Here is a 3,835-nt window from a genome sequence, read left to right as displayed (position 1 = left end):
TTCAAAAATCGGAGTAGGAAGAGCTGCCAGGGATAATTTCTTGATTGCTTCGGTTTTGTCGATAAGCGTCATTGTTCCGGTAATATCGGCCTTATTGTTTGATTAGTTAGCGAAAAGATCGGTTGAGTAATATCTGTCAACGCTGTCTGGAAGCAGAGCAACAATAGTCTTGCCCTTGTTTTCGGGTCTCTTTGCAAGCTCTAAGGCTGCATAATAAGCTGCGCCGGCAGAAATACCAACAAGTATGCCCTCTTGCTTTGCAATGAGCTTTGAGGTCTCGAACGAATCGTCATTGGAAACTGCTATTACCTCGTCATATACATCTGTATTGAGAGTTTTCGGAACAAATCCTGCACCGATACCCTGTATCTTGTGAGGACCTGCCGTACCCTTTGAAAGCACGGGAGAATCCTTGGGCTCAACTGCAACAACCGTAACATTGGGGTTCTGCGATTTGAGATATTCGCCTGTACCTGTTACTGTACCGCCGGTACCTACACCTGCAACGAAGATATCAATCTTTCCGTCAGTATCCTTCCATACCTCGGGACCTGTTGTAAGCCTGTGTATCTCGGGGTTTGCTGGGTTCTCGAACTGCTCGGGAACGAAGCTGTTTGGAGTTTCCTTTGCAAGCTCCTCAGCCTTTGCGATAGCTCCCTTCATGCCCTTTGAGCCTTCTGTGAGAACTATCTCAGCTCCGTAAGCCTTGAGGATATTCCTTCTCTCAACGCTCATGGTCTCTGGCATTGTAAGGATTATCTTATAACCCTTGGCAGCTGCAATAGATGCAAGACCGATACCTGTATTTCCTGATGTAGGCTCAATGATAGTTGAGCCCTGCTTGAGAACTCCTCTTTTTTCAGCGTCCTCAATCATGGCAAGTGCAATCCTGTCCTTTACGCTTCCTGCGGGATTGAAGTATTCAAGCTTCGCAAGCACAGTTGCTTCAAGTTTCTGTGACTTTTCAATGTTTGTGAACTCCACAAGGGGAGTATTACCGATAAGACCTGTAGCGCCCTTATAAATATTTGACATATTAATTTCCTCCTTCTGATAGCAAACTATAATTCCTATCTGTTAAGTATATTATATACCTGTCTGAGCACAAAATCAATACCTTTGAATATTCTTTTTGTTTATCCTGAGCTATAGTCTGTGCCTATAGCTCAATAAATTCCCTAACCTTAGTGCTGAGCATACAAAAAATAAATCCAGATAAATTAAAACGGATAAAACAGCAGTATCTTGACCGCCGTTTTATCCGTTTTTTCTCAATTATAATATATTGAACTATGAAAGTTCTTTACTTTATAAGACCGATGCCCCAGATAGTAAAGCTGCCGCTTCCTGTGATAGAAACATCAAGCTCTCCGGTAGTATCCTGATAGTATCCAAGCTCTGCATCAGGACCGCCCCATGTGTACTGCTTGTTTCCGTTAACCTTTGTGGTCTTTCCGTTTACAGTAACATTTATGCTGCCCATTCCGCTGCTGTTAGCCTTGAATACAATGATGAGACCCTTTCCTGTAGTCTTGAACTTCATGGGATTTCCGCCATTGAGCGTGTATGAGTAGTTCAGCGACTTGCTTCCGTTATATCCTGAACCTGATGTCCATGAACCTGCGCTGAAATTATCAAGGTCCTTAGGATTAACGTTTACGCAGTCTGCATACTCCATACCGTATACAGCCTTTGTAGGAAGTTCGTAGGATGCTGAAAGGTTCTCGCTCTTCATAGCCTGACGGAAGTAGTATGCGAGACAGTCAGCAATAAGCTGTCCGCCCTTCTGATGCGGGTGGTACTCGTCTGAGAAGTAGTCACTTGTCTTAAGGAAGCCGTTGCTAAATGCCTTTGTGAGAGCGTCGTCCATACTGATAACAGGAATATCAAAGTTCTTGCCTATAGGATACATCTGTGACTGGCTTGAGAAGCCGCCCTGTGCTCTTGTGATAAGTACAATTACAGCAGGCTCGTTAGGCATATCAAGGAACTTCTTGATACAGCTCTCGAAGCACTTCTTGTACATGATATCCTCATGGTCGTTTACAGAGAATTCAAGGAAGATAATATCAGCCTTCTGTGAAACTATCTCCTGCTCGCTGCGGACAAGTCCTACAACTGAAGATGTTCCCGAAAGACCTGCATTTATTTCCTTGAAGCTGCCCTTTGCAAATGTAGACTTTACATAATTTGAGAAGGGTGAAGTATAATTCTTGCCCTCTGTGATAGAACCACCAAGGTATGCTATTGTAAGGGACTGACCTGCTTCGGCTGCTGCAAGCTTGCTGTCAAGTCTGTAAGTATTGCCAAAATGCTTTATCGAGCTCTTGTAGAAGTCGATTTCCTGTGAAGAAGCTGTTTCCTTATAGCTATCCCACTTTGAGGTGTCGATATCGGGCTTCTCAGGAATGATTATCTCAGGCACCTTGCCCTCGCCTCCTGTTACGACCGATGATGCTGTACCCTCAGCTGCAACCAGAACATTGTCGATGTAGAAATCCATAAGATCGCCTGAGGACTCAACAGTCTCGACATAGAGTATCATATCTCCCTCGTTATCAGGGATAGTGAATGAGGTATTCTCTATCTTTGTCCACTCGCCGCTCTTGCAGGTCTCCTTGGCGATAGATGTATATACAGCGCTTCCGCCACCGTTACCGCCCTGCTGGAGAGATATCTGGATAGTTGCATCGCTGCCAGAAAGCTGGAGAGCTGCTAAACTTACACTGTAAGTCTGACCCGCCTTGAAATCTGAACCGAGGGTGATTGCTGCACCGTTCCATTCAGAATTTCTGTCAGTAACATAAAGCGACTGACCCGAAGCACCGTAATATGCAGTATCCGATACCGCAACTGAAGCTGAACCTCTTCCTGTCCAGTCACCAATACCGGAATCAAAGCTCTCATTCAATGAACCCTCCGATACAGGAGCAGTCGTAGTTGTTGTAACTGTTTCAGGAAGCTCTGATGTTGTAGTAGTTGTTGTGGTTGTGGTTGAAGTGTTTAGATTTGACGAATAGCTCTCAGGAAGCGACTTTATAAGACCCAGCAGATACTTCTGGATAGTATTTGCATCATTAGCAGTTACTCCGCTACCTGCCTCATAAACGTCAGCGTTTGCAGCGCCCTGCTCAGAAAGCTGATACTTGTTGGGGTTAGCAAGTGCCTGCATGATAGCTACAGCGTCACCCATATCAATTGTGCCGTCACAGTTAACGTCGCCCCACTTGGTTACCTTTGCATCAAGCTCATCCTTAGGATCGAGCTGCTTGATAGTTGTAACTGTTGTTGTGGTGACCGGCTTTGTTGTAGTAGTGGTTGTAGTTGTTGCAGATGTAGTTGTTGTAGTTACTTCTGCACTGCTTTCATCGCCCTTGAAAGCATACCTGAAGAATGTGTAGAGGTGAGGCTTAACTGAATCAGCACCGTGTCCACCGCCAGGAATAGACTGGTAAACATGATTTACGCCATTTCTTGTGAGAATATCGCTGTACTGCTTCGGGAATGTTCCTACAGTACCATCATTTGTACCTCCGGTTATCATGAAGACTTCAGGCTCAGGACCAACGTCTCTGAACTTCATTTCGCTCTCCTGCATACAGCCGGGATGTGTCATATACATATCCGAACCGGGTGTGATACCAGGTGCAGGGCAGGCGCCGCCTACGTAACCGAATACATCAGGGCGCATAAGTCCGCAGTAGATAGCCTCACGACCACCCATTGAGAAACCTGTGATAGCTGTATTCTCTCTGCCTTCCTTTACAGAGTAGTTTTCCTTTATGAAAGGAAGAAGGCTCTCTGTTACGTCATAGAGGAAGTTATCATACTCTGC

General features: G+C 45.2%; 2 protein-coding genes. Both read right to left on the bottom strand.

Annotated elements, in window-relative coordinates; translation table 11 throughout:
* Positions 1-102 precede the first annotated feature (102 nt).
* Entirely contained in the window at positions 103-1,035 is a 933-nt protein-coding gene (gene cysK, locus J6U00_RS10275) for a cysteine synthase A (protein ID WP_296581564.1), read from the bottom strand.
* Between the two features lie 268 nt (positions 1,036-1,303).
* Positions 1,304-3,835 (bottom strand): carbohydrate binding domain-containing protein (locus tag J6U00_RS10270; protein ID WP_296581562.1); only part of this gene is annotated, 2,532 nt, incomplete at its 5' end.

Origin of the sequence: Ruminococcus sp., from assembly GCF_017650195.1 — a bacterium.
In the GTDB taxonomy this organism is placed as follows: Bacteria; Bacillota; Clostridia; order Oscillospirales; family Ruminococcaceae; genus Ruminococcus.
Note: the sequence above shows the minus strand (reverse complement) of the source record. Positions and strands in the feature narration are given on the sequence as shown.

Bases quoted from the DNA above. Each gene is read 5' to 3' on its own strand.
- cysK (WP_296581564.1), bottom strand. From the start codon at position 1,035: ATGTCAAATATTTATAAGGGCGCTACAGGTCTTATCGGTAATACTCCC.